Source organism: Gulosibacter sediminis, from assembly GCF_014904065.1.
Lineage (GTDB): Bacteria > Actinomycetota > Actinomycetes > Actinomycetales > Microbacteriaceae > Gulosibacter > Gulosibacter sediminis.
In genome coordinates this window covers 1-1,454 of the sequence record NZ_JACXJG010000061.1, presented here as the reverse complement: position 1 = coordinate 1,454, position 1,454 = coordinate 1, and the positions used below count along the sequence as shown (strand labels likewise).

Here is a 1,454-nt window from a genome sequence, read left to right as displayed (position 1 = left end):
CGGCCCGCCACACCTCCCCGAGCAGTGGGCCGCCGGGGCCCGGACCAGTTGCCTCGAAGGCATCAAGCACGTGCTTCCTCTGTGCCTCGGTCGCCCCGCGCTCCTCGAGATACAGGTGCAGTGAGCGATAGCTGAGTTCGCCTATTGACGCAGTGTCCTTGGTCTCGGGGCTCGCATTGTCGTTGACCCGGGCGAGCTCGCCCGCTGCTCCTCCGCGTGCAACGATGCCCTCGATCACCGACCTCGGCACGTCGGCGCCGGTTGCGAGGTTGCCGAGCACTCCCGCATTGCCCGTATCGAACAATGCGACGTAGATCGAGGGTGGAAGCCGCTCTTCACCCGCCAGGTGAAAGAGCGTCGATTCGTCGCCGGTGGCCACGAGGTCGACGAGTTCCTGTTCAGTGCTGCCCTCGTGGTCGGGAATGCCCCATTCGATATGACCGCTCATGTTGATCAGGCAGGGAACAAGCATCGGAATGCGGCAGTTGAAGTGGGAGCCTTACAAGAAGCAGACTTTCCCGTCTTCCACTCTGTTGTACCGGTGCTGCCATTCGGTGTCCGCCACTTAATCAGGTAGTACGCTTGATACGTTTTTCCAGTGGTGGATGAGTGAGGTGTGTTCCATTGCTTTCCGCTCGTGCTAAACGTCCAGGAGTTTGTGTTTGTGTCAATCTTTGAACCTGACGCATAAATGGTACTCGTCATTGATCCACTCTGCACTTCCCCTTTGCCTCCACGAGTGAAGTTTACTGCAGTGTAGCTGCCAGTTCGGCCGGGATTCGTCGTTATTCTGAAATCGACCCAGGATGAGGTTGTGCAAATAACCAGCGTGCATGTGGTCCAGTTATAGCGGGCCGACAGTGTCCATGTGAAGCGGTTGTTTGTCGCTGTTCCACGAACAGGCGCGGATGTGAAACTCATCGGCTGTGTTGACGGCTCTTCGGCTGATTCAACTAGGTTCTGAGCGTCAAGAGTCAGTGGGGAGTCGGACGAGGCGCTAGATTCTGCACTTTCAAGAACTTCAACACGTTCTGAATCCGTAAGATGGTCGAGTCCTAGAATTTCTGGAATTGACTCCGACTCGGAAAGTTCACTAAAATATTCGGCGACGATTTCAGGCTCGTTGCCGGACATTATTGAATCATATATTTCAATGAAGGATGCACCTTCAATAGCGCCAAATGTGACTGAAATATCCTCAGAGGGCTCAGTATTGGACATGGTTGGGGTTAGATAAAATGTGCCAGTCAACGTTAGTACGGAAACGGCCCCGACGATGTAACGTGCAACCAATGTTGCCTCCTAAGATTTGACGAAAGGGATGAGTGCGTTTCTCCTTTTCTCTTGAGAGTTTCTGATGACTCCGATGATTGCGCAAGTGAATAATTGGTAAAGGCGCTGACGGTCGATCGTCCTACAGGCTGCGGATCGGCCGCGAGAAGATGAGCGACAAG

General features: G+C 54.3%; 2 protein-coding genes. Both read right to left on the bottom strand.

Going from position 1 to position 1,454, the window contains the following annotated elements; all coding sequences use genetic code 11:
* Window positions 1–448: hypothetical protein (locus tag ID132_RS12970; protein ID WP_193128816.1), on the bottom strand; the 448-nt coding region annotated here is incomplete at its 3' end.
* Window positions 449–453: 5 nt separating this feature from the next.
* On the bottom strand, window positions 454–1,221 hold the full coding sequence (locus ID132_RS12965; RefSeq protein ID WP_211198438.1) for a hypothetical protein: 768 nt from the start codon (window positions 1,219–1,221) through the stop codon (window positions 454–456).
* Window positions 1,222–1,454 lie beyond the last annotated feature (233 nt).